Consider the following 21,021-nt stretch of genomic DNA (forward strand, 5'->3'; position numbering starts at 1 on the left):
TGTTATCTCCCGATTGCCCTCTCGCGTTTTATCGGCAGCGAGAGGACATGTTGGTCTACAAATAGCCGAACGTGGTGGCCGGCTCTCTCGCTGTTTCCACCCAGACGCTCTTGGTCTGCGTGTACTCGTACAACGCTTCAACCCCGCTCGACCGTCCGTACCCGCTCAAGCCATAACCGCCGAACGGGGACGCCACGTTAATGGTCTTGTAGCCATTGACCCAGAACGTTCCCGCGTTGACCTGACCCGCCACCCGATGAGCACGGCCTACGTCGTTCGTCCACACTGCACCGGCCAAACCAAACTCGGTGTCATTCGCGATCTCAAGGGCTTCTTCCTCGGTATCGAAAGGAATGGCAGCGACCACCGGACCAAAGATTTCAGTACGCGCTACGTCCATCTCGTTCGTCACGTTCGACAACACAGTGGGCGAAACAAAGTAGCCGCCCGAGGAGGGTTCAGCCGACCCTGCCGCAAGCGTTGCCCCTGCCTGAACGCCGCTCGCGATCATCTTCATGATGTGGTCATACTGCGTGCGATTGTTGATTGGCCCGACTTCGGTTGCGTCATCAAGCGGTGCACCCACCTTGATCTTTTTTGCGCCCATGGCAATCATGCCGACGAACTCGTCATAGATCGAACGCTGCACGAGCAGGCGCGAACCCGCCACGCAACTCTGGCCCGCGCCGGCGAAAATGGCGGCCTGGGCGGTCAACGCGGCACGCTTGAGATCGGCATCGGCGAAAATGATATTGGCAGACTTGCCGCCGAGTTCCAGCACGCAAGGAAGCACACGTTTCGCGGCGGCTTCGGCAATGCGCACGCCGGTTGCAGGAGAGCCGACGAACACGACCTTCTTCACGACCTTATGCGCGATGGCCGCTTGGGCAACGGTCTGGCCAAGGCCTGCAAGGACGTTGATGAGACCCTTCGGCGCGCCCGCTTTCTCGGCAAGCAATCCCACCACCAACGACGTGAACGGTGTCAGTTCCGAGGGCTTCAGCAAGACGGCATTGCCCATCGAGATGGCCGGTGCAACCTGCCATCCGCACGTAAAGACCGGAGCGTTCCAGGGCGTGATCTGCAGGACCGTTCCAGCCGGCTCGCGACGCGTGTAGTTCAGGTGCGAGGTTGGGACCGGAATGACATCGCCGTAGAACTTGTCCGCCCAGCCGCCGTAATACTCGAACATCTCGGCGACTTTCGCCACTTCACCCCGGCAGTCCCGAATCGGCTTGCCTGAACCGAGTGACTCGAGGCGGGCAATGCTTTCCGTGTCCTTGCGCAGCTCACGCGCGATCTCGAACATGACACGTCCACGCGCAGCATGCGTCAAAGCCCACCACTGTTTCTGAGCGCGCTGCGCCGCGTCGGCGGCGAGTTCGACCACCGCCGCGCCGCCGTCCTTGTATGCGAGGCTCGGCTTACCCGTCGCTGCGTCGTACAACTGGATCAACTCACCCGCGCCTTCGATCAGTTCGCCGCCGACAAACGAGCCAATCGTCTTGGCGTTCGGGAAGAAATGCGCGAAGGCGGCCATCAGGTTTTCTGCCGCGTTGTTTTCCATATCTGGCTCCATGTGCTGGTTATTCTGCTGACTGCGTTACTTCTGTTCGATGAATTGAACGATGCGGTTGAAGTCTTCCGCATCGCCGATTGTCTCGGCGCTTTCTGCCCACAACCGCCCGGCTTCGGCGGCAATAGGCGCGCTGATGTTCTGGCTGCGCAGCAGGTCCATCGCAAGGCGAACGTCCTTGCGCATCAGCTTCATCGTGAAGCCGGAATCGAACTTGTCCGTGAAGATCCACGTGGGGTAATTCGTGAGCGTCGCACTGTTGCGCCCGGAGCCGCCATTAAGCGCTTCGACCAGCTTCTCGGGATCGACACCGGCCGCTTGCGCTGCGCGGACTGCTTCGCTGGTGGCAAGCAAGTGCACGCCCGTGAGCAGGTTGTTGATGATCTTCGTCACGTGTCCCGCGCCGACAGGGCCCACATGCACCCGCTTCGCGCTCATGACCGCGAGCATCGGCTCGACCGCCGCAACGTCTTCGTCGGAACCGCCCAGCACCATGGTCATGGTCGCGGTCGCGGCGCCCTTAGGACCACCGCTGACGGGGCCGTCGACAAATCCCACCTTCACTTCAGCCAGCGCCGCCGCTACCTTGCGCGTGCTGTTGGGCTCCGCCGTAGTGGTATCGACGACGATCAGGCCGGGCTTGGCGCTTGCCGCCACGCCGGCAGGTCCCAGCACCACCTCTTCCACAATCGCTGACGTGGGCAGCGAAAGAATGAGGACGTCCGAATCGCGCGTGATGTCGGCAATGGATGCGCGCTCGGATACGCCCTGTGCGTCGAGCTTGCCAGCAACACCTTCTGCCGCGTCGAAACCAAGCACGGTGTACCCGCCGCGCTTGAGCGAAAGGGCCATTCCGCGCCCCATGTTTCCGAGTCCGATGACCCCGACCGTCTTCATAAATCCACTCCGTGGCGAATACGCCGTCGACCGGATAGAACAGGTCTACCTGTCGGCGAGCGTGTTTTGGAGTTGTCATCTTCGGCCGGCGGGCCCCTATAATCAATCAATGCCAATATTGAGAATGTTCTAATTATTAGAACACTCGGAACGCTGAAATCACTGGGAACGAGCGATGGCCGACAACCTGACTGAAAGCAGAATCGTCTATTTTTTCGAAGCCGTTCGTTGCGGGACCATCCGCGCAGCTGCCGACTGGCTCGACGTCGCGCCGTCCGCGGTCAGCCGGCAGATCGGCTTGCTCGAAACAGAACTGGACGTTGCGCTGATAGAGCGTCACGCCCGCGGTGTGAAGCCGACGGAAGCCGGGCAGTACCTGATCGAATATTTCCGTGAACAACTCGCGCATAAAGACGACCTGATATCGCGGCTGCAGGAGCTGCGCGGGCTTCGAACCGGGAACGTCAACGTGATCCTTGGCGAAGGTTTTGTTTCCGATGTCCTGGCCGGACCCATCCAGCATTTCTGCAAGCAATATCCCGGCATCAAACTCAATCTGGACCTGGGCAGCACGAACGACGTGATGCGGCGAATCTCCGAAGACGAAGGCGAGATCGGGCTGGTGTACAACCCGCCGGGCGATCCAAAAATTGTTTCTCGTGCGATCAAGCTGCAACCGATGATGGCGATCGTCAAGCCGAACTTCCTGCGCGCGAGCAAGACGAAATCCATGAGCGTGCAGGAACTGGCCACCTACCCGATTGCAGCGACCCATCCCACCTATGGCACCCGTCAAATGCTCCAGGCAGTCGAGTTCGCGGAGAAGATTCGCCTGGAACCGGTTGTGACGACCAATTCGATCGGTCTCCTGAAGCAGTTCGCGATGTCAGGACTTGGCCTGGTGGTCCTGCCTGCGTTCGCCGTGACCATGGAAGTGGAGGCGGGCACGCTCCTCGCCATCGAGATCGATCATCCGATCCTGATGAAAGCCGAGGCGCATCTTGTTACGCGTGTGGGGCGAAAATTATCGGTGGCTTCCAACAAGATGCTGCAGTTGATGTCGTCGCAAATGCGCGCGTTTCGATAAGCCAGAAGTGCGCGACACCACCTCGCTCGGCATCTAATTTTTAGAACAATTTTGCCTATGCCAGGCATCGTTCTTTCAATTTTTGCGGTGGACACTGTCGTGACAGGAGACAGACCTTGATCAGCATGGATCCCACTACGCTCTGGCAAATCATCCGCGCAGAAGCGGCACACGAAGCACAGGCCCGACCCGCCATGCAGCGTTACCTCGACGCCTGCGTCCTGCGGCACGAAGCATTTGGAGAGGCTTTCGCAGCCCTGCTTGCTGCTGAACTGATGCGCTCGGACGCGACCCTGCCCGACATGGCGGGCGAATTCAGCGCCGTCATGAAGCAGACCGGCAGCGACGCAAGCGCCGCTGCCGATGTGCACAAAATTGCCTCGTCGAACCCCGCTTGTCCCAACGCGCTGACCGCCTTTTTATCGTTTAGAGGGATACACGCCGTTCAGTCTCATCGCATCGCGCACGCTCACTGGCTTGCCGGTGAAAAGACGTTCGCCGTTCTTCTGCAGAACTGGTGCGCGAAGTCTTATAACGTCGACATCCATCCGGCGGCCAGGATCGGCAAAGGCTTGTTTGTCGATCATGCAATGGGCATTGTGATTGGCGAGACCGCGGTCGTTGAAGACGAAGTCAGCATGTGGCACGGCGTCACGCTCGGAAGCACGTTCGCCGAAGCTGGGGACCGGCACCCGAAAGTCCGTCGCGGCGCGACCCTGGCCGCTCACGCCATCATTCTTGGCAACATCGAGATCGGTGAAGGTGCGGTCATTGCGGCGGGCAGCGTGGTTCGCACGTCGATTCCTGCCGGCATGGTTGCGGCCGGCGTTCCCGCGAAGGTGATCAAGGCGGTTTCAGGCAACTATGCTGCCATCACCGCTCCGTCTATTTCAGATAAATAGGATGACAAATTGATTCCACCGCATCAGCATCGACTGGGTATTGACCATCCGGTGGTCTCCGTCAGGAATCATCCGGCGGCCGTCGAGCGTTACATCCAGCTCGGCTTCTCGCCCAGTCCTCTCTCGTACCACCCTTGGGGTTCGGTGCTGACGCTGATGATGTTCGAGAACAACTTCATCGAACTGATTGGAATCGATGATGCGTCGAAGTTCGGGACGAATGCCGTAGATGGCTTCTGTTACGGACGAACGCTAGGCCAGTTCCTCGAGCGTTCCGAGGGCCTTGGACTGCTTGCGCTTCATAGCAAAGATATCGAAGCCGACTTTGCAGCCGTCAAAGCGACCGGGTTGCCCGTACAACAGCGGGTGGACTTCCGGCGCAAGCTGATCAGGGCGGACGGCACGCCCGATGAAGCGGTTGTATCGCTCGGCATGGTGATGGACCCGGAGCTGGGCGATGCCTCCAACTTCCTGTGTCAGCAACATCGGCCGGAGTTCATCTGGAGGAAGGATTGGCAAGATCATCCGAACGGCGCGAATGCGGTCAGCGAAGTCATTTATGTCGCCGATGAACCCGGGTTGCTCGAAGTGCGTTGGGCGAAGCTGTTCGGGGCCAAGAACACGGCGCGGGTCGACGGGCATGTTGAAGCTGACACAGGTTGCGGACGTGTCGTGGCTTTGACGCGATCACAGGCACTTGAACGTTTTGCTTGCGTCGGTTTGCCGGTGAACTACACGGATAAACCCCACGGGTTCGCGCTGCAGATTCGCGTTCGCGACTTGCGCGCCGCAGAACGCATCCTGTCGGAAAACGGCGTCACGCATGGCGAAACGGCTCGCGGCGTTGCTGTCGCGCCCGAAGCCGCGGGCAACACGATTATCGAATTCGTCGAGTAATTGGGGTTGGGGAGACGGGCAACGCCCCTTTTAATGCGCCTGGATTGCACGAGGCGGCATTGCCCATGGGGTGTTTGGATATTAATGCGATTTGCTTTGAGCCCGCTTTGCGGCACGGCTTTGCAGCCCGAAGTCCGGATTCTTGTTAGCAGCGGATGCATTCGCGATGCCCCGGTCCGGAACCTCGACGGTCGCGGAATCGGTATCGAAGAAAGACGCCAGGGTGGCCTGCTGATCCAGCAACAATTGCTCGATACGCTGCTGCTGCGCCGTGTTTTCACGCGTCAGGCGAAGCAGCGCGATGCTCTGCGCCACACCCGTCGCGACAGTCACGAACAACACGCAGATCACGATCATCAGGACCGTTTTTACCCGTCCTGACAAGGCGGCCGCCGCGCCGCGCTGGTCCGCGATAACGGCGTACAACGCGTCGATTGTGTCAGCGTACGCGGTCGCGCGAGCGGTATCGAGTTCCGACGCTTCGCGCGAAGGCGCTTGAGGGCCGCTTGAGGCGCTTGCGGCACTCGTACGTGTGCGGCGATCATCGTCGATTAGTGCTGCCGCCAGGGATTGAGGCTGCTCGCGATGGGGGGTAGCTGCTGCTCGTGCGGCGTTGCGAAGGGACGACGGTGTGGCCGGCTTCGTGGTTGCGTTCGGTGCGTTCGGTGCGTTCGGCGTACCGTTCAGAACTTGCGTGATGGCATCGCTCGGCCCGCTTTTACCTTCCATCGTCTCGACTTCGGACATCGCAGCGGCCGGCGCCGCTCCAGTCGTCGACACATTCCGGGCAGCGCTTCTGGCGCGCGCCGCGGACGCGCGCTTGTTCGAACCTTGCGCTTTCCCTTCTGCCAACGTTGCTCCCTGCGCACCGTCGTCCAGGGGTTGAAGCTGGACCGGACCGGCAACCGCCTCATGAGGCGCGAGAACATCGTCGAACATGAGTTCCAGCGTTGCTGCGTCAGCGCTCTGACTGTCCATTTGCGTCGCCGCCGCGTCATCGCACGGCACGGCGGCGCTCGATACAACCGCCCCCTCCACCGACAACGCCCCGCTGCGCCACGCCCGCACCGCCCCGGACGATCCGTCCTCGCCCGGCACGGCCGCCATGAAAACCTCGGGCAACTCGAAGCCGGGCAACGACGATTGACGGATATCGGTATTCAACGCCTGAAGCGTGGCGCGCTCAGCGTCTTCGGCGAACAGATCCAGCGTGGGCGCGCCGTAGGGCGCCCGGCTCAGCAACGCGAGACGCTGCGCCGAGCGTGCGGCGCGGGCGAGCTTGGCATCGGCGTCGGATTCAGCCGAACCGGCAGCAGACGAAGACCTGGAAGTGGAAGCAGAAGCACCATCGGCACGACGCGAACTAGCAGCATCAGCAACTGGGAGAGCGGGATTTACGGCGGAATCTGGCATAAGTCGATGATTGACAGCGCGGCCAGACGCGACCCCGGGCGGCTGAAAATACGCCCGATGAAGCGGCCCGGCCTCACGCCTCGCAACAGAAAAAGCGGCTGCATGGGTTTTCGAGGCCGCATTGTCGCACGCTTGCGCGCCCGCGCAACGGACGCGCGCGGTCTCAAGCCGAGTCTCGAGCCGAGTCTCGAGCCGAGTCTCAAGCCGAGCCCTCTTCCTTGAATTCCCGCACGGTTTCCAGCGCGCGCAGCCGCGTGCAGATCGCGTCGTATTCATTCGACGATACCCGCGAAAGCTCAATCTTCACGACATCGAGCTCGGGGGAATCATCGCTTTGCTGCACCACGAACTGCTTCACACGCACGCTGCCGATGCCCAGCGCCTCATGCAGCGCATGAAAATTCAACGTTCCCCGATCGACGAGCAAGGTCAACTGGCGCCGCTGCTTAACGGTAATGAAACGCCGCTCCAGCGGCTTTATGCCGGCGAGGATGATCAGAATGATGACCGTTGCGGCGATGGATGCCGTGTACATGCCGCCGCCGACCGCAAGCCCGATCGCCGCCACGGACCAGAGGCTCGCGGCTGTGGTGAGGCCGCGCACGATCTCGCCGCGCAACAGGATCGAGCCCGCGCCGAGGAAACCAATTCCCGACACGACCTGTGCGGCGATCCGCGACGGGTCGAGCACAACATGATCGCGGCCGAGGACATCGAAGAAACCGAACGCCGACACCATCATGATCAGCGTCGAACCGACACACACCAGCATGTGCGTGCGCAGCCCGGCGGCCCATGACAGCCGCTCGCGCTCGAAACCGATCACGCTGCCGAGCGCGGCGGCGAGAATCAAGCGAGATATGAGTTCTACATTGCTTAACATAAGTGGATTTGCTCCTTATAGGTGTTGTGTGATGGGATGATGGCGCGGGACGCGCGTACAAGTCGCCAGCCTGCGCAGCGCGGATAAACCACCGTTGTACCGACACGCGGGTATTTTGATTTATCCTTGGTGCCCCGCATCGTGTGGCGCACCGGACATGTTTCACGCACGCCGCCGCACGCAACCCACATCGATAAAGCCGTATGCACGACCTAGATCCGACCGCCGCAACGCCCCCGACCGCCGCCGCCCTTCGTGCGCACTATAAACGTGTTGTGCTGCCGATCTGGCGAGGACCCGGCTTCAACACGATCTTGCGGCTGGCGTTCGAGGCCGTCGCCGAGGACGGCCGCACGCCCTTGCCGCCGCAGCGATATCGCGCCATGGCCTGCGCTCGCCAGCTATTCGTGTTCTCGCAAGCGGGCGATATCGATCACGCAGGTACGCTGTTCGCTTCGCTTCGGACCTATTTTCAGGACACAACAAACGGCGGTTGGTTCTATAGCGTCGATGCAAACGGCGCACCGCACGAGCGCCACAAGGACCTGTACACGCATGCGTTCGTGATTTTTGCGTGCGCGGAATATGCGAAACGGGCCGGTGCAGCGGCCGCGAAGGAAGCGCTGGCGGTGCTTGAAGAAACGTCGGTGGTGATTGAACGGCGAATGGCAACTAGCGGCGTGGGTAATGGCGGTGGCGGCTTGTTCAGTTCTGCGATGACGGAAGATTTTTCCGCCGTGCTCGGGCCGCCGCTACAAAACCCGCTGATGCATCTTACCGAAGCGTGGCTCGCCGCTCGTGAAACGACCGCAGACCCTGTCTTCGATCGCCGGCTGGAAAAGCTTGCGGCCGCGTTCGCGCAGGCTTTCGTACATGATGAAACCGGCTGCATCGCCGAATTGGTGATCAACAGCGCCAATAACTGGCTGGAACCGGGGCACCAGTTTGAATGGCTGTTTCTCGTCGAAGCCAGCCGGCACCCGGCCTTCGATGCAGCGGACCTGAACCGGGCGCTTGCCCGCGGATTCGATTTCGTTCAGCAACACGGAGTCGATCCGGTAACCGGCGGCGTGGCGGCGTCGCTGAACGAACAGGGCGGCGTGATCGATTCGACGCAACGCATCTGGGCTCAGACCGAATATCTGCGGGCCCTCGCAACGCATGCGGACGAGTCCGTGCGCGCACAACTGCCGGCCCAGATCGCGCGGTTTGCCGGACGTTTTCTCCGACCGCAAGGGTGGATCGAGAGCCAGTCGGCTGAAGGCGTGGTCATGCGCCCGGAATTGCCGTCGACAACGCCTTATCACCTTGCCACCGCCTACGCCGCGTTGCCCTGACATTTGGCGCCCGGCATGTCTGTCCGGCGCTCTCGCTTCAAACGCCTCGCCACGCCGCGAGGCGTTTTTTATTGCGGCTGGAGAAATCAGCGCGATGCCGGACGCTTTGCGCGTTTTCGTTTCAAAATCATTGAGAAAGCCCGTGCAAACCCGGTAATTCGTCCGCGATTTGGAGATCGTCCTTGCGGAGTGACCCTACGCTACCTACAGTCTTGTGCAGGACCGCGACGAAGGCTCCTGCCCCGATGCGGATTGTGGGACTCATGCTGACTGGACCGAAACCAAGTGTAGGAGTGTCCGAATGGCCGAAATTGTCGATATCGCACGGGGCGCATTGAATGCGCAGCCGTTTAGCGCCTTGCTGGGTACGAAGCTCATGCAGGTCGACTCCTCGAGTCTCACGCTGTGTCTGACCATCCGCGACGAACTCCGGCAACAACACGGTTTCGTGCACGGCGGCGTAGTGAGTTATCTCGTCGACAACGCGTTGACCTTCGCTGGCGCATTGCGCTTGGGACCGAAAGTGGTCACTGGCGAATACAAGATCAATTATTTGCGGCCGGCGGTCTCCGGCACGTTAATGGCGCGCGCACGGGTGATCTACGCCGGCATGACGCAGGCGACCTGCCAATGCGATGTGTATGTCACCGATGGCGGCGCCGAAAGGCTCGTGGCGGTCGCACAGGGAACCATTCATCGGATCAGCGAAATGGCTGCGGAACTCGAGCCGGCGTTTAACGAGTGAGTGGGCTGGGTGCCTCGGTTTGCCGGCGTTTTCATGCTTTCACCAATGCGGTGGTTTTACTGCGGTAGTGTCCGGAGCCGGCTTTATGCGCCTAAAGGTTAGCGCGGCGAAAACATTCGCGTTTTTGGGGTGAAGCCGCTGCCTAGATGCGTCGGCGCCTCGAATGACGACAACGAACCGTCCCTCCGGCCGGAGCCGCTGAGCCATCGCCTTGAAGCAGCCGTAAAAAAGGTCGTTCCAACTGACGCTGGGACGACCTTATTTTTTGCTACCGGCCCGGCATTAATTTGCTCGCAGGCTTGCCTGGTTGCGTCGCAATAAGCGGCTTGCTTCGAAGGCTTGCTTCGAGGGCTTACTTCGAAGAGTTACTTCGCGTCGACCGTGCGCTGCTGTTGCTCGCCCAGGCCTTGAATCCCCAGCCGCATGGTTTGTCCAGCCTTCAGGTAGACCGCCGACGGCTTCACACCCATGCCCACGCCCGGCGGCGTGCCGGTGGAAATGACATCGCCGGGTTGCAGGCTCATCACCTTCGACAAATACGACACCAGCGCTGCCACGCCGAACACCATCGTCTTCGTGCTGCCATTCTGATAACGATGTCCGTCTACTTCGAGCCACATATCGAGTTGCTGCGGATCGGCGATTTCGTCCTTCGTGACCAGCCACGGACCGATCGGGCCGAACGTATCGAAACCCTTGCCCTTGTCCCATTGCGTGCCGTGCTCGAGTTGCCATTCACGTTCGGAGACGTCGTTGATCACGCAATATCCGGCGACATAATCCAGCGCGTCCGCCTCGCTAACGTACTTCGCTTCCTTGCCGATCACCACGCCGAGCTCGACTTCCCAGTCGGTTTTCTTCGAGTTGCGCGGAATTTCGACATCGTCGTTCGGACCGCAAATGGCGCTCGTCCACTTACCGAAAAGCACCGGTTCCGTCGGCACGGGCAGGTTCGATTCGGCCGCGTGATCGGCGTAATTCAGCCCGATGCAGACAAACTTGCCCACGGCCCCCACGCACGGGCCAATGCGCGGTTCGCCCGGCACTTCAGGCAGCGAGGCCGGATCGAGCGCACGCAACTTGGCCAGCGTGGCGTCGGATAGCGCCGCGCCAGCGATATCGTCGACTACCTTCGACAAATCGCGAATCTTGCCGTTCTGATCCAGCAAACCCGGTTTTTCCTGACCCTTCGGCCCATAGCGCAGCAGTTTCATCGTGATTGATCCTTCAGTTTTCAGGTTTTGATTCGGTTTCGAAATGTTCGGTTTGGGCGATCGTCTTTCTGGTGAGATCGCTCGAGCTTACTTTCGATCGCTTTCGGTCAAATTTTCAGTTGAATGATTCGGGCCGGTCGTGAACGATGATTCATCGGATGCGGGTTACAACGCAGGTTACAACGATAGCATCGCGATCCCTTTTTATCCTGCCCTCGCGCTTCGCTTGGGTCATTCCTCGGAATGCAGGTTTCACGCCTCCTAAGCGCTGACTGGCCGCTCTCGCCAGCATCACAGGGCACAGCTGGAGGACAGCTGGGTTGCCAATCCTTTTACCATCCTCTGCTTTCGTTGCAATTGCAGTTGAGGAATTCCGGGTATACCGCGCTCATTCTTAGCGTTTTTCTCAACTTTCACAGCCGGTAAAACCCGCGCGCGGTATCGCCGAAAATTGCCTGCTGTGCGGACGCATCAAGGTGCGCCGTCAATTGCCGCGCTGCGTCAAACCACTTTGAATAATCGCCGTTCAGGTTCAGCACCGGCCAGTCGCTGCCCCACATCAGCCGCTCAGGCCCAAAATGCTCAATAAGATGATCGACGTAGGGCTTGAGCGTTGCCACAGACCAACCGGCGGCAGCTTCCGTCGCCAGACCCGAGAGTTTGCAGAGCAGCCTTTGTGGCAGTGCGGCCAATTCCACTATGCCGTCCGCCCAGCTTTGCCACGCTGCGTGACCATCCTTGATTTGCGGCTTCGCACCATGATCGACGACAATTCGCAGCTCAGGAAAGCGCGCGGCGAACATCGTCAACGAAGGCACATGGCGCGAAAAAATCAATGCATCGAAGGCGAGATCGTTTTTGATCAGCGCGTGAATTGCCGGAGCCAGAGCAGGATTTTCGATCCAGCGGTCATCGGGCAGATCCTGCAGCATCGGGCGCATGCCCTTGAGTTTGGGTTCGCGCGCCAGGTCGTCTATCAACTCGACACTATTCGGTGCATCAAGCGGAACCCAGCCAACAATGCCGGCGATAGATACGTCGTCGCGAGCGAGATCAAGGAGGTAGCGCGTTTCTTCGACAGTCGGCGCAGCCTGGACCACCACTGTGCGCGCGACGTGGGCTGCTTCACGAAGAGGCTTCAGATCAGCGGGACCGAAGACGCGGTACAAGGTCTGCAACTCGGGCGTCAACCAGCCATAGTCACCACGCGATGGGTCCCAGAAGTGCTGATGCGCGTCAATTCGTTCAGCGCTCATGATTTTCCTGAATCGGTTTGATCGATGCCTGCCTGATCCAAGCGTGGCACAGGCGCGTCACGATGCAACAAACCCGCTGTTCGCAACGCATCCCACAAAGCGTCAGGCACCGGATCAGCGAACGAAGCCGCGTTCAAACGCACCTCCGCCGGATTTCGTGCACCCATCAGGACCGTGGCCACAACTTTATGCGCATAAGGAAACTGCAGGGCCGCGCTGGACAAAGCGACGCCATGCGCACGGCAGATCCGCTCCAGCGCGTCGACGCGTTCAACAATCAACGGCGGCGCATCGCCATAGTTGAACTTTTGCTTGTCCGCTTTTGGCGCTGCATCGGGCGTCAGCCCGCGGGCGAGAATGCCGGAATTGAACGCACCGCCCAGCAGGATGCTGACGCCGCGCTTCTCGCATTCCGGCAGCAGGTCATCAAGCACCGCCTGCTCCAACAAGGTGTAGCGTCCCGCCAGCAACGCACAATCGATGTTGAATTCCGCCATCACCTCCAGGATTGCAGCGCCTTCGTTCACGCCGAGTCCCACCGCTTTTACGCCCCGCGACGTACGCAGTTCATCAAGCGCCCGGAAACCGCCTTCGTCCGTTAGTTGCCGCCAGTAGCGCGCGTTGTTCTCACCGTGCGTGACGCGGCCGATATCGTGGATCAGCACGATATCGATATCGACAATACCCATGCGCTGCTGGCTGTCTTCGAACGATCGAAGAATGCCGTCGTAGGTGTAGTCGTAGATCGCCTGGAACGGCAGCGGGTCCGACCAGCCTTCGCTGCCGTCGTACGGTGTGGTGCGCGGGACAAAGCGTCGGCCAACCTTGGTCGACAGCACGTAATCTTCGCGCGAGTACTGGCGCAACGCGTCGCCTATCCGGTGTTCGGCTTTCGTGTGGCCGTAGTGCGGAGCGGTATCGAAGTAACGGATACCGCCTTGCCACGCGGCGTCAACGGTCGCTTGCGCGTCTGCTTCGGAGAGGTCGTGATACAGGCCGCCCAGCGGTGCGCTGCCCAGCGACAACGCCGTGACTTCCAGCGAGGTCTTGCCCACTTTGCGCTTTTTCACAACGGGATTTCCGGTGATTGGGTTCATTGCGTTGGACTTGTTTGCGAGGCTCAAAGTCAGGCTCAAATCGATGTAATCGACACAGCATGTCGCGGCGTCGCGCTCGCCGGCAGACATGCCGGGCCAACCGGATCGAAGCTCTTGTAGGTCAGGATGAACTCCTGATGACCCAGCGATTCCGACTTGGACGCGGCGCCTGCCGCCACGCTCACAGTGGCATCGAATATTTCGCGGCCAACTTCGTCCAGCGTGGCACGGCCCTCCAGAATGCGGCCCGCATCCACGTCCATGTCGCCGGATAGATTTCGATAGGTCGCCGGATTCGCGCACACCTTGATAACGGGCGAAATGGCCGAACCGACCACCGAACCGCGTCCGGTCGTGAACAGGATCACGTGCGCTCCGCAAGCAATCAGTTCGCCGATTTCCGCGTTGTCGCTGATGTTCGGAAAGCCGAAACGCGGTTCGCCATCAGGAACGACATCGAGCAGATACAAGCCGCCGACAGGCGGAATGTCTCCCGGTTTGACGATTCCGACAATGGGCGATGCACCGCTTTTCGCGTACGCGCCGAGTGACTTTTCTTCCTGCGTGGTAAGGCCGCCATCCGCGTTGCCGACCGCGAACGAACCGTGCCCCATGATGGAGTAATAGCGCGCGGCCTTGTCCACGCACGCGACAATTTCACGGCCCAGTTCCGGCCGCGCGGCCCGGCTTTCCATGTGAAACTCGCAGCCGACCAGTTCACCTGTTTCCTCGAAAATACACGCGGCGCCGGCGTCGATCAGCGCATCGAAGGCGCGGCCCACAGCGGGATTCGCGGTAATGCCACTGGTGCCGTCCGAGCCGCCGCAAATCGTGCCGACGATCAATTCGTCGAGCGCCATTGGCACTTTCGGTTGCTGCGCGAGCGTCGCACGCACGTCGCGAATCCAGTCAATGCCGTTCTGGATCGTGCTGCGCGTCCCGCCTTTTTCCTGGATCGTCAGAACCTCGGCCGGGCGGCCGCTCGCGCGCACGGCGTCGACCAGATAGTGCTTGTTCATGCTCTCGCAGCCGAGCGAGACGAACAGGACCGCGCCCACGTTCGAGTGCGTGGTCAACCGCTCCATCATCTTTTCGGCATAGCCGTTCGGGTAGCAACCCGGAAAACCGATCAGGTGCACGGGCGGTTCGCGATCAGCAGCGGGGTCGTCGAAGGCGTCGAACGCCGGACGAAACTGGGTGACGATTTCCCTCGCCACGTGATGCGCGCATTCGACGAGATACGCGACCGCGATTACATTGCGGATGCCCTTGCGCCCATCGGCACGCAGGAAGCCTTGAAGCGGCGAAGTGGTGGTGGCTGTCATCGGCTTAGCGGTCCCGGTGATCCACGAACGCATGGCCGGCGTCGTGGGTATAGGTCGGGAGATAGTCGCTCTCGAGATTGTGCGTATGCAGATGTTCACCGGGCTGAACGTCCGACGTAACATGGCCAATGATCGCGCCATACCGAAGCACTTTTTCGTCGGTCTGCAACGCACGGCGTGCGACTTTGTGCCCAAGGTCGATGGTCTTCGCCAGCGTGACGATCTCCCCTTCGATCTCCACCCGCGCCCCCGCTTCCAGGCGCGCGCCCGCTATCAGGCAATTGTCCTGCGGGCTTTGCAGAATGAGCCGGGCGTCAGTGGGCTTATGAGGAGTGTGCTGCACAGAGACTTCCTTGAAAACGAACGGCATTCAGCGGTCGTATAGGCAATGCCGCGGGTTTGCATCGGTACAATCATTTATCAGTGAACGTATTATTCATATGCGGACAAGTCGAAGTCAAGCTATGTGCGCCGCTGGGCGGTCCGTGTTTTCCCTTAGCATCTTGTTTTTAAGCGACTTAACTGAAGGCCATCATGCAGGCAGACGATCCCACCGACGCCGAACGCTACCGAGCGCCCGCGCTCGATAAAGGTCTCGATATCCTCGAACTGCTCGCCGAGCAAAAGGATGGACTCACGCGTGCCGAGATCACGAAATCGCTCGGGCGCAACGCCAGCGAGATGTACCGGATGCTCGAGCGGCTGGTCGCGCGGCAGTACGTGGTGCGCTCGCCCGCGGGCGACCGTTATTCGCTGAGCCTGAAGTTGTATGCGCTTGCGCACCGGCACCCGCCGATGAACCGCCTGATCGCGGAAGCCTTGCCTGTCATGCAACGTTTCGCCGATCGCGCGGAGCAGTCGTGTCATCTCGCCGCCTATGACCGGGGCAATTTGCTTGTGATCGCGCAGGTCGACGGGCCAGGAACGTGGGGGATTTCCGTGCGGCTCGGCGCGCGGGTTGGTTTGATCGATACCGGTTCAGGCCGTGTGATCCTCGCGTTTCAGAGCCCGGAACAGCGCACGCACATGCTGACCGAGCACACGCGTGTGAAAGGTGAGTCAGCGCTCGATCCGCTCGCGCTGGAAAATGCGTACGCACAGATTCGCGCGGACGGTTTTCTCCATAAGGAGAGTCAGCAGACCTTCGGTGTGATGGATGTGAGTTTTCCGCTGCTCGGGCCGTCGGGCCAGGCGATTGCGACGCTGACGTGCCCGTATCTCAGGCGTATCGACGAATACGTGGCGCCTTCCATTAGCGAGGTCAGTGCGCTGCTTGGTGACGCGGCCGCGGCGCTGTCGATGTTTCGCGAACCGGATGTGGAGTTCGGCGATTCCCGGGATTCAAGCGCGGCTTAAGGGTGGCGAGGGTGGCGAGGGTGGCGAGGGTGGCGAGGGTGGCGAGGGTGGCAGATTCCGCGGGCAAATTCGTTGGGAAGATCCGGCTGGAAGAGTCGGGGGCGCTTCGTTGGGAAGATCCGGTTCGCGGATTCGCCCGGTTCCAGATCCGCGCGACGCGTTAGAATGGCGACCCTCTCAAAAAGCGGATCGTCGCTTCACACGACGTTTCGCGTCTTTTTCTACGCAAGGCAATGGCGAAACTCCTCTCCGATCCCGAATTCCAGCGCTTCTCCGAGCTTCAGCAAAAGCAGTCCAGCTTCACGATCACGAGCGAGGAAGCGGACGAGCTGCGCGATATTGTCGCTCGCGCGCAGCAAAAGCGCGACGACCGCGCGGCCGCTATGCAGTCGATCGAAACGTTTATCAAGCAGTTCGACATTAGCGCGGACGAACTTTTTACAGCCGACCAGATTGCCGACGCCGCGCGCAATTTCGGCCTGATTCCCGCCGCGAAGAAAGAACGCGTGCTGCCGCCGCAGCTGTCGTTCAACGGCAAGCCTTATCAATGGACCACTCGCGCCCTGCCGGACGACATTCGCGTTCCGCTGTTCGAAGCGTTCACCTCGGGCGCGTCGGTTAAAGCGTTTATTGCTACGCCTAAGGACGCTACGCGTTGCGCGGCGACGATCGCGCGTCTGGAGCGTGAAACCAACAGCACTTATGCCGATGCGTGGCTGGACGAGCTGGCCGTATCGCGCGCACAGGTCGACGAAGCGCTCGCAAAGCTGCCTGCCTGATTCGACGAGTTACGGTCGCAAACAAGCATGTTGCAGCGCACATTCTGGCCGCTCACCACGGCGGCCGGATGCCAGCGCTTCCCACCTGCACAGCCTTCATAGCCTTCATGACGGCAGCGCGCCGGTCTGTGCATCTGTTTCGGTCAGCCGCATCCTGAAACCAGTCACACCCGGGTCCTCCGTGGCCGTTATCTCAAATCCTAAACGGCGCGCGAGCCCGATCATGCCGGTGTTCTCGCGCAACGCCTCGCCGATCAGCCAGCGTGTCCCGCGCGCCCGGCAATACGCGATGATTCGAATCAACAGCAGGAGTCCCAGCCGCTTGCCCTTCAGATCCGAGCGCACCGCGACCGCGAACTCGGCCGTCTCGTTATCCGGATCGGCAACGGCGCGCACCACACCCAGCGTCTCGATAGCGTCGTGTTCACCCGTGACGGCGATAAACGCCATCTCGCGGTCATAGTCGATCTGCGTCATCCGGGCGAGTTGCGAGTGATCGAAACTGCGCACGGAACTGAAGAACCGCAGACGCAAGTCGTCCGGCGACATCGCGGAGACGAAAGCGCTGTGGGCGGCTTCGTCGTCGGGACGGATCGGCCGCACGGTGATAAGCAAACCGTTCCAGTCCAGCGTCTCCTCCAGCTGCCGCGGATACGGTTGAATGGCGAGCGGCGTGCGATGCGCGGCCAGCGTCAGATGGGGTTCATACACCACGACCGCCTCACGGGTCACGCGCACGGTCAACCTCAAAGCAACAATCTGCTCGATCTCGCAGACAGCCTGTGACAGGGCCGTCAATGCAATCAGCAAATTCTCCGCAGGGAGTTCGCGCGCCCTCGGCGAACGCATCACGAGATCTCGCGCCAGAACCGGGTTGAGCGGTGGAAATGAGAACTCGTGCAACGCGTCCGGCAAACCGAGCGCGCCAACCGCCTTGAACTCGAACACCGGTCCGAACACGCGATGGTTCAGCAAGCGGACATCGATTTCGATGGCGTCGACGCTGCGCGGACCTGCCGACCCCGCCTTCACGACAATGCCAAATTGCGCCAGCACCCGCGACGCCCGTTCGCCGTCCAGTTCCGCGACGCCCGCCGTCAATGCGGCCATGACCTGAGCCTGTGCGCTGTCCAGCGCAACCAGGGTCTGAGGACGTGGCCCGTCGGGCGTCTGCATCAACAGCTCGCGGCCCTGACGATAATCCACCAGCCGCGCAAAACCCCGCGCCAGGCGTTGAGGCGTGGTATGGACGGGAATGCCGTGGGCATGCAACGCGTCGCGCGTGGCCTGGTCCACGCAGCCGAAAAAGCAAACCAGCAAACCGCGATACGCGTGGCTTTGCTGCTCGATCAGCACGCGCGCGACTTCCGCGACAGGCGCGGTGTGTGTTGGCGCGTGGACCACGAATGCGGTCCCCGTCTCGCGATGCGGCGCCAGCGCTTCGAGCGCCGCGCCGAAGTCTGCGGCAGTTGCGGTGTCTCCGAGTTGCAGCGGGTTCTCCAGACGCGCGCGCGGCAGCACGGCGGCGACTGACGCGCGCGCAGCCTCGGGCCAGAGCGCGAGCGCATCGCCGGCCGCGGCGAACGCGTCGGCGGCGACGGCGGCCACGCCGCGATCGCTGGTGATGACGGTCGCCCGGTCGCTTGCGGCGACACGGCCTACGCCGAGAGTCTCTATTTCATCAAGCAGGTCGTCTAGCGAATCCACCCGTACCAGGCCCGCCCGCCGGAATGCAGCACTGTAAAGCGCATCGAAAGGATCGTCGTGGCCTGTGCGCAATACCAGCACGGGCTTGTTGCGCGCCGCCGCCCGCGCCGCCGACATGAATTTGCGCGCCATTCGCACCGATTCGATGGCCATCAGGATGGCGCGCGTCCGTGAGTCGCTTGCGAGAAAATCAAGGATATCGCCCACATCGACGTCAGCCTCGTCGCCCAGCGCGACGACTCGCGAAAAACCGAGGCCACGCGCGTTCGCCCAGCCCATCACGCCGTTGGTCAGCGCGTTCGACGCCGATACCCACGCTACCCCACCCGCCGCGATGGCGCATGACGGCGCCCCCAGCACCGCGCCCACAGCCGGCGTCATCACACCGACGCTCGACGGACCGACGACCCGCAGCAAAAACGGCCGCGCAACCGCAAGCGTGCGGCGCGCCCAGTCCTTACCCTCCGGCTCCCGCGCCTGCCCGACTATGACCACCGCCCGCGTGCCCCGCTCGCCCAGTTGGCCGACGATCCCCGGCCACGTGTGCGGTGGCGTGCACAGCACCGCCACGGTCGGCGTATCAGGCAAGTCGTCGATGCCAGCAAAAACCACGGCCCCATTCAACTGACGATGCTTCGGATTCACCGCCCAGACCGGACCCGTGAAGTTGGCGGCGCTTAGCCGTGACCACACCATTTCGCCAATACTGCCCGCACGCAGCGACGCCCCGATCACGGCAATCGACTTCGGGTTAAACAGTGCGTCGAGGTTACGTACGGTCATGCGGCCTCCGTAAATGGGATCTATCCAGCATAGGCGATTCGCGAGCCTCCAACTACTAGCCGGATGGCCTATGTCTCGCCTTTTTCAACAACCGTTCTCACCTATCCTGATGCCCAATATGAGAATTCATTTTGTTTCAGCGTCAACCGAACGGGCTATTGTTTCGCACCGGGAACCAAGGTAATTTGATCGAACGCGGGACAGGAGCGATTCTGGTTCGCAGAGGAGGCACGTTTGCTCGGCCACAAAGAAAACCGAGAAGGTTGGGCGGTCAGGAATCACTATGCGACATCTTCCATCGTTGATTGCGTTGCGTTTCTTCGAAGAAACGGCGCGTCATTTGAGTTTCAATCGCGCGGCGCGAGCGTTGTGCGTCACACAAGGAGCTGTAAGCCGTCAGATCAGGCTACTGGAAGAGTCACTGGGCGTGAAGCTTTTCGAGCGCGACCATAAAGGAATCCGCCTGACGCAGGCCGGCGTGTTGCTGATGCCGTCGGTGACAGAGGCATTTGACGTGATCGAGCGCGGAACGCGTCATCTGACGGGAAGCGTCGAGCGCAAGCGTTTGATTGTGGCATTGCCGCCCACGTTCGCCACGCAGTGGTTTTCGTCACGGCTAGGCGCACTGGCGGAGCAATTGCCGGACGTCGACCTTTCTATTCGCACTCAGGAAAGCGACGAATGTCATTGCAGCGTGCGCTTCGGGCGCGACGCCGCAGCGCATGAGTGGTCGGAACTGCTGATCGTAGAGCGGCACGCGCTAGTGGGATCGGCGTCATTCACCGGGACGCCGGTCGAGAGCTTGCTGGATCGATTGCCCGCGCTACACGTGCTGCACGAGGACGTGCGTCTGAACCTCTGGCCGGACTGGCTGGCGAAAGCGGGACTGCCGCCGCATTATGCCGAGAAGGGCATTGAATTTTCGAATCTGCAGCAGGCAATTCATGCAGCGCGACGCGGCGTAGGCTTGGCCGTTGTGGATCTGAACATGATTGCTGATGAGTTGACCGAGGGTGCTTTGGTGAGACTGTCGGACGTCGAGATCAGCGGCCCATTCGGATACTGGCTGGACGTACCGGAAGCGCACCGCGACACCAGCACCGTAACCGGCTTCGCCGAGTGGTTGCGCAATGAAGCAGCCCTGCCCGTTTGAATGGAAGTCTCGACTTAATCCCGGCTTGCGGTAGAAGTACGATATGGAACTTAACCGGCAACATCGTCCGATTGGATGCCTGCCGGTACGAAATGACGAAGCTTGCTTTTGCATTCGCCGATCCACTGCGGGCGCTTGCTTCATGCGGACAAGCAGGACCGCCATACGCATCGAGCAGCTTTGAGGGCCGATTCAAGTCATTATATTTCCCTCATTTTTTTAGACGTCAGCCCCACCAAGCTCTACCGTGCAACAGTCGCCGGCATCGCTGCGTTGGTCATGCCCGCCTCCCCGCTCGCCTGCATTTCACTTCCCGGCACGCAATGCGACTGCAGCGACAAATACCCGGGGTTATACGCTTTCGCCTCTTTCTTCGGCAGCGTATAAGCAATCCGGCATTGTTCAACCGGACCGTTTCCCCACTTCACCGTCAGCGCGCCCTGATCCTCAAGACCGCGTGCAAATATTCTGCTGTCCTGACCGACCACGCCCACGCTCTTGCCTTGTTCGTCTTCCACACTCGCTCCAAAGGGTAACGCTCCACCACCCAGTTTCGGCGCCTGAATCAATGCAGCCCGTCCACTCACCGTCTCGTACTTCATCATCACTATAGA

At 60.9% G+C, this 21,021-nt stretch carries 19 protein-coding genes; 8 read left to right on the forward strand and 11 right to left on the reverse strand.

The window, feature by feature from the left end; translation table 11 throughout:
* Positions 1-55: 55 nt before the first annotated feature.
* Both BSU04_RS32270 and BSU04_RS32275 read right to left on the reverse strand, forming a co-directional pair.
* Positions 56-1,567, reverse strand: coding sequence for an aldehyde dehydrogenase family protein (locus BSU04_RS32270; RefSeq protein ID WP_089164344.1), 1,512 nt, complete (start codon positions 1,565-1,567; stop codon positions 56-58).
* Positions 1,568-1,603: 36 nt separating this feature from the next.
* Positions 1,604-2,473, reverse strand: coding sequence for an NAD(P)-dependent oxidoreductase (locus tag BSU04_RS32275; protein WP_089164345.1), 870 nt, complete (start codon positions 2,471-2,473; stop codon positions 1,604-1,606).
* 175 nt (positions 2,474-2,648) lie between these two features.
* Between BSU04_RS32275 and BSU04_RS32280 the strand changes: the two genes are divergently transcribed.
* The 3 genes from BSU04_RS32280 (at position 2,649) to BSU04_RS32290 (ending at position 5,359) form a co-directional block, all read left to right on the forward strand.
* Positions 2,649-3,560, forward strand: coding sequence for a LysR family transcriptional regulator (locus BSU04_RS32280; protein WP_089164346.1), 912 nt, complete (start codon positions 2,649-2,651; stop codon positions 3,558-3,560).
* Between the two features lie 125 nt (positions 3,561-3,685).
* A complete protein-coding gene (epsC, locus tag BSU04_RS32285; RefSeq protein WP_089164347.1) occupies positions 3,686-4,462 on the forward strand; it encodes a serine O-acetyltransferase EpsC in 777 nt (258 codons plus the stop codon).
* A 9-nt stretch (positions 4,463-4,471) separates the two neighbouring features.
* Positions 4,472-5,359, forward strand: coding sequence for a VOC family protein (locus tag BSU04_RS32290; RefSeq protein ID WP_089164348.1), 888 nt, complete (start codon positions 4,472-4,474; stop codon positions 5,357-5,359).
* Positions 5,360-5,440: 81 nt separating this feature from the next.
* Here BSU04_RS32290 and BSU04_RS46770 read toward each other — a convergent pair whose 3' ends face one another.
* The gene (locus BSU04_RS46770) at positions 5,441-6,772 is read right to left on the reverse strand and encodes a hypothetical protein (RefSeq protein WP_179258513.1); all 1,332 of its coding nucleotides are present in this window, start codon (positions 6,770-6,772) and stop codon (positions 5,441-5,443) included.
* Positions 6,773-6,971: 199 nt separating this feature from the next.
* Positions 6,972-7,655 (reverse strand): MgtC/SapB family protein, encoded by a 684-nt coding sequence (locus BSU04_RS32300; RefSeq protein ID WP_089164349.1) that lies wholly within the window; start codon positions 7,653-7,655, stop codon positions 6,972-6,974.
* Positions 7,656-7,858: 203 nt separating this feature from the next.
* Here BSU04_RS32300 and BSU04_RS32305 point away from each other — a divergent pair, with 203 nt between their 5' ends.
* Both BSU04_RS32305 and BSU04_RS32310 read left to right on the forward strand, forming a co-directional pair.
* Entirely contained in the window at positions 7,859-8,992 is a 1,134-nt protein-coding gene (locus tag BSU04_RS32305; RefSeq protein WP_089164350.1) for an AGE family epimerase/isomerase, read from the forward strand.
* 301 nt (positions 8,993-9,293) lie between these two features.
* Entirely contained in the window at positions 9,294-9,737 is a 444-nt protein-coding gene (locus BSU04_RS32310; protein WP_089164351.1) for a PaaI family thioesterase, read from the forward strand.
* A 365-nt stretch (positions 9,738-10,102) separates the two neighbouring features.
* On the opposite strand, the gene BSU04_RS32315 is transcribed toward BSU04_RS32310, so the two are convergent.
* The 5 genes from BSU04_RS32315 to BSU04_RS32335 form a co-directional block, all read right to left on the reverse strand.
* Positions 10,103-10,951, reverse strand: a complete 849-nt coding sequence (locus BSU04_RS32315) for an ureidoglycolate lyase (protein ID WP_089164352.1) — start codon at positions 10,949-10,951, stop codon at positions 10,103-10,105.
* Between the two features lie 413 nt (positions 10,952-11,364).
* Positions 11,365-12,207, reverse strand: a complete 843-nt coding sequence (locus BSU04_RS32320; protein WP_089164353.1) for an amidohydrolase family protein — start codon at positions 12,205-12,207, stop codon at positions 11,365-11,367.
* Positions 12,204-13,304 carry an aldo/keto reductase gene (locus BSU04_RS32325; RefSeq protein WP_089164361.1) on the reverse strand — a complete coding sequence of 367 codons (1,101 nt, stop codon included), beginning with the start codon at positions 13,302-13,304 and terminating at the stop codon, positions 12,204-12,206. Before BSU04_RS32325 ends, BSU04_RS32320 begins: the two co-directional genes overlap by 4 nt.
* 35 nt (positions 13,305-13,339) lie before the next feature.
* Positions 13,340-14,629 (reverse strand): UxaA family hydrolase, encoded by a 1,290-nt coding sequence (locus tag BSU04_RS32330; protein WP_089164362.1) that lies wholly within the window; start codon positions 14,627-14,629, stop codon positions 13,340-13,342.
* 4 nt (positions 14,630-14,633) lie between these two features.
* Positions 14,634-14,972: a UxaA family hydrolase gene (locus BSU04_RS32335; RefSeq protein ID WP_256983556.1), complete on the reverse strand. Its 339-nt coding sequence runs from the start codon at positions 14,970-14,972 to the stop codon at positions 14,634-14,636.
* Positions 14,973-15,163: 191 nt separating this feature from the next.
* Between BSU04_RS32335 and BSU04_RS32340 the strand changes: the two genes are divergently transcribed.
* Complete coding sequence (locus BSU04_RS32340) at positions 15,164-15,985, forward strand: IclR family transcriptional regulator (protein ID WP_089164355.1); 822 nt, start codon at positions 15,164-15,166, stop codon at positions 15,983-15,985.
* 233 nt (positions 15,986-16,218) lie between these two features.
* Complete coding sequence (locus BSU04_RS32345; protein WP_089164356.1) at positions 16,219-16,764, forward strand: hypothetical protein; 546 nt, start codon at positions 16,219-16,221, stop codon at positions 16,762-16,764.
* Positions 16,765-16,869: 105 nt separating this feature from the next.
* On the opposite strand, the gene BSU04_RS32350 is transcribed toward BSU04_RS32345, so the two are convergent.
* Positions 16,870-19,254 carry a bifunctional acetate--CoA ligase family protein/GNAT family N-acetyltransferase gene (locus tag BSU04_RS32350; RefSeq protein ID WP_089164357.1) on the reverse strand — a complete coding sequence of 795 codons (2,385 nt, stop codon included), beginning with the start codon at positions 19,252-19,254 and terminating at the stop codon, positions 16,870-16,872.
* A 283-nt stretch (positions 19,255-19,537) separates the two neighbouring features.
* Here BSU04_RS32350 and BSU04_RS32355 point away from each other — a divergent pair, with 283 nt between their 5' ends.
* Positions 19,538-20,407, forward strand: a complete 870-nt coding sequence (locus BSU04_RS32355) for a LysR family transcriptional regulator (RefSeq protein ID WP_089164358.1) — start codon at positions 19,538-19,540, stop codon at positions 20,405-20,407.
* Between the two features lie 242 nt (positions 20,408-20,649).
* Here the strand turns inward: BSU04_RS32355 and BSU04_RS32360 are convergent.
* A partial coding sequence (locus BSU04_RS32360; protein ID WP_306427243.1) for a FimD/PapC C-terminal domain-containing protein occupies positions 20,650-21,021 on the reverse strand: 372 nt, incomplete at its 5' end.

This window comes from Caballeronia sordidicola, from assembly GCF_002220365.1.
GTDB lineage: Bacteria > Pseudomonadota > Gammaproteobacteria > Burkholderiales > Burkholderiaceae > Caballeronia > Caballeronia sordidicola_C.

What these genes read in the sequence shown, in the direction of transcription:
- BSU04_RS32270 (WP_089164344.1), bottom strand. Translation starts at nt 1,567, where the DNA reads ATGGAAAACAACGCGGCAGAAAACCTGATGGCCGCCTTCGCGCATTTC.
- BSU04_RS32275 (WP_089164345.1), bottom strand. Translation starts at nt 2,473, where the DNA reads ATGAAGACGGTCGGGGTCATCGGACTCGGAAACATGGGGCGCGGAATG.
- BSU04_RS32280 (WP_089164346.1), top strand. Translation starts at nt 2,649, where the DNA reads ATGGCCGACAACCTGACTGAAAGCAGAATCGTCTATTTTTTCGAAGCC.
- epsC (WP_089164347.1), top strand. Translation starts at nt 3,686, where the DNA reads ATGGATCCCACTACGCTCTGGCAAATCATCCGCGCAGAAGCGGCACAC.
- BSU04_RS46770 (WP_179258513.1), bottom strand. Translation starts at nt 6,772, where the DNA reads ATGCCAGATTCCGCCGTAAATCCCGCTCTCCCAGTTGCTGATGCTGCT.
- BSU04_RS32300 (WP_089164349.1), bottom strand. Translation starts at nt 7,655, where the DNA reads ATGTTAAGCAATGTAGAACTCATATCTCGCTTGATTCTCGCCGCCGCG.
- BSU04_RS32305 (WP_089164350.1), top strand. Translation starts at nt 7,859, where the DNA reads ATGCACGACCTAGATCCGACCGCCGCAACGCCCCCGACCGCCGCCGCC.
- BSU04_RS32310 (WP_089164351.1), top strand. Translation starts at nt 9,294, where the DNA reads ATGGCCGAAATTGTCGATATCGCACGGGGCGCATTGAATGCGCAGCCG.
- BSU04_RS32315 (WP_089164352.1), bottom strand. Translation starts at nt 10,951, where the DNA reads ATGAAACTGCTGCGCTATGGGCCGAAGGGTCAGGAAAAACCGGGTTTG.
- BSU04_RS32320 (WP_089164353.1), bottom strand. Translation starts at nt 12,207, where the DNA reads ATGAGCGCTGAACGAATTGACGCGCATCAGCACTTCTGGGACCCATCG.
- BSU04_RS32325 (WP_089164361.1), bottom strand. Translation starts at nt 13,304, where the DNA reads ATGAACCCAATCACCGGAAATCCCGTTGTGAAAAAGCGCAAAGTGGGC.
- BSU04_RS32330 (WP_089164362.1), bottom strand. Translation starts at nt 14,629, where the DNA reads ATGACAGCCACCACCACTTCGCCGCTTCAAGGCTTCCTGCGTGCCGAT.
- BSU04_RS32340 (WP_089164355.1), top strand. Translation starts at nt 15,164, where the DNA reads ATGCAGGCAGACGATCCCACCGACGCCGAACGCTACCGAGCGCCCGCG.
- BSU04_RS32345 (WP_089164356.1), top strand. Translation starts at nt 16,219, where the DNA reads ATGGCGAAACTCCTCTCCGATCCCGAATTCCAGCGCTTCTCCGAGCTT.
- BSU04_RS32350 (WP_089164357.1), bottom strand. Translation starts at nt 19,254, where the DNA reads ATGACCGTACGTAACCTCGACGCACTGTTTAACCCGAAGTCGATTGCC.
- BSU04_RS32355 (WP_089164358.1), top strand. Translation starts at nt 19,538, where the DNA reads ATGCGACATCTTCCATCGTTGATTGCGTTGCGTTTCTTCGAAGAAACG.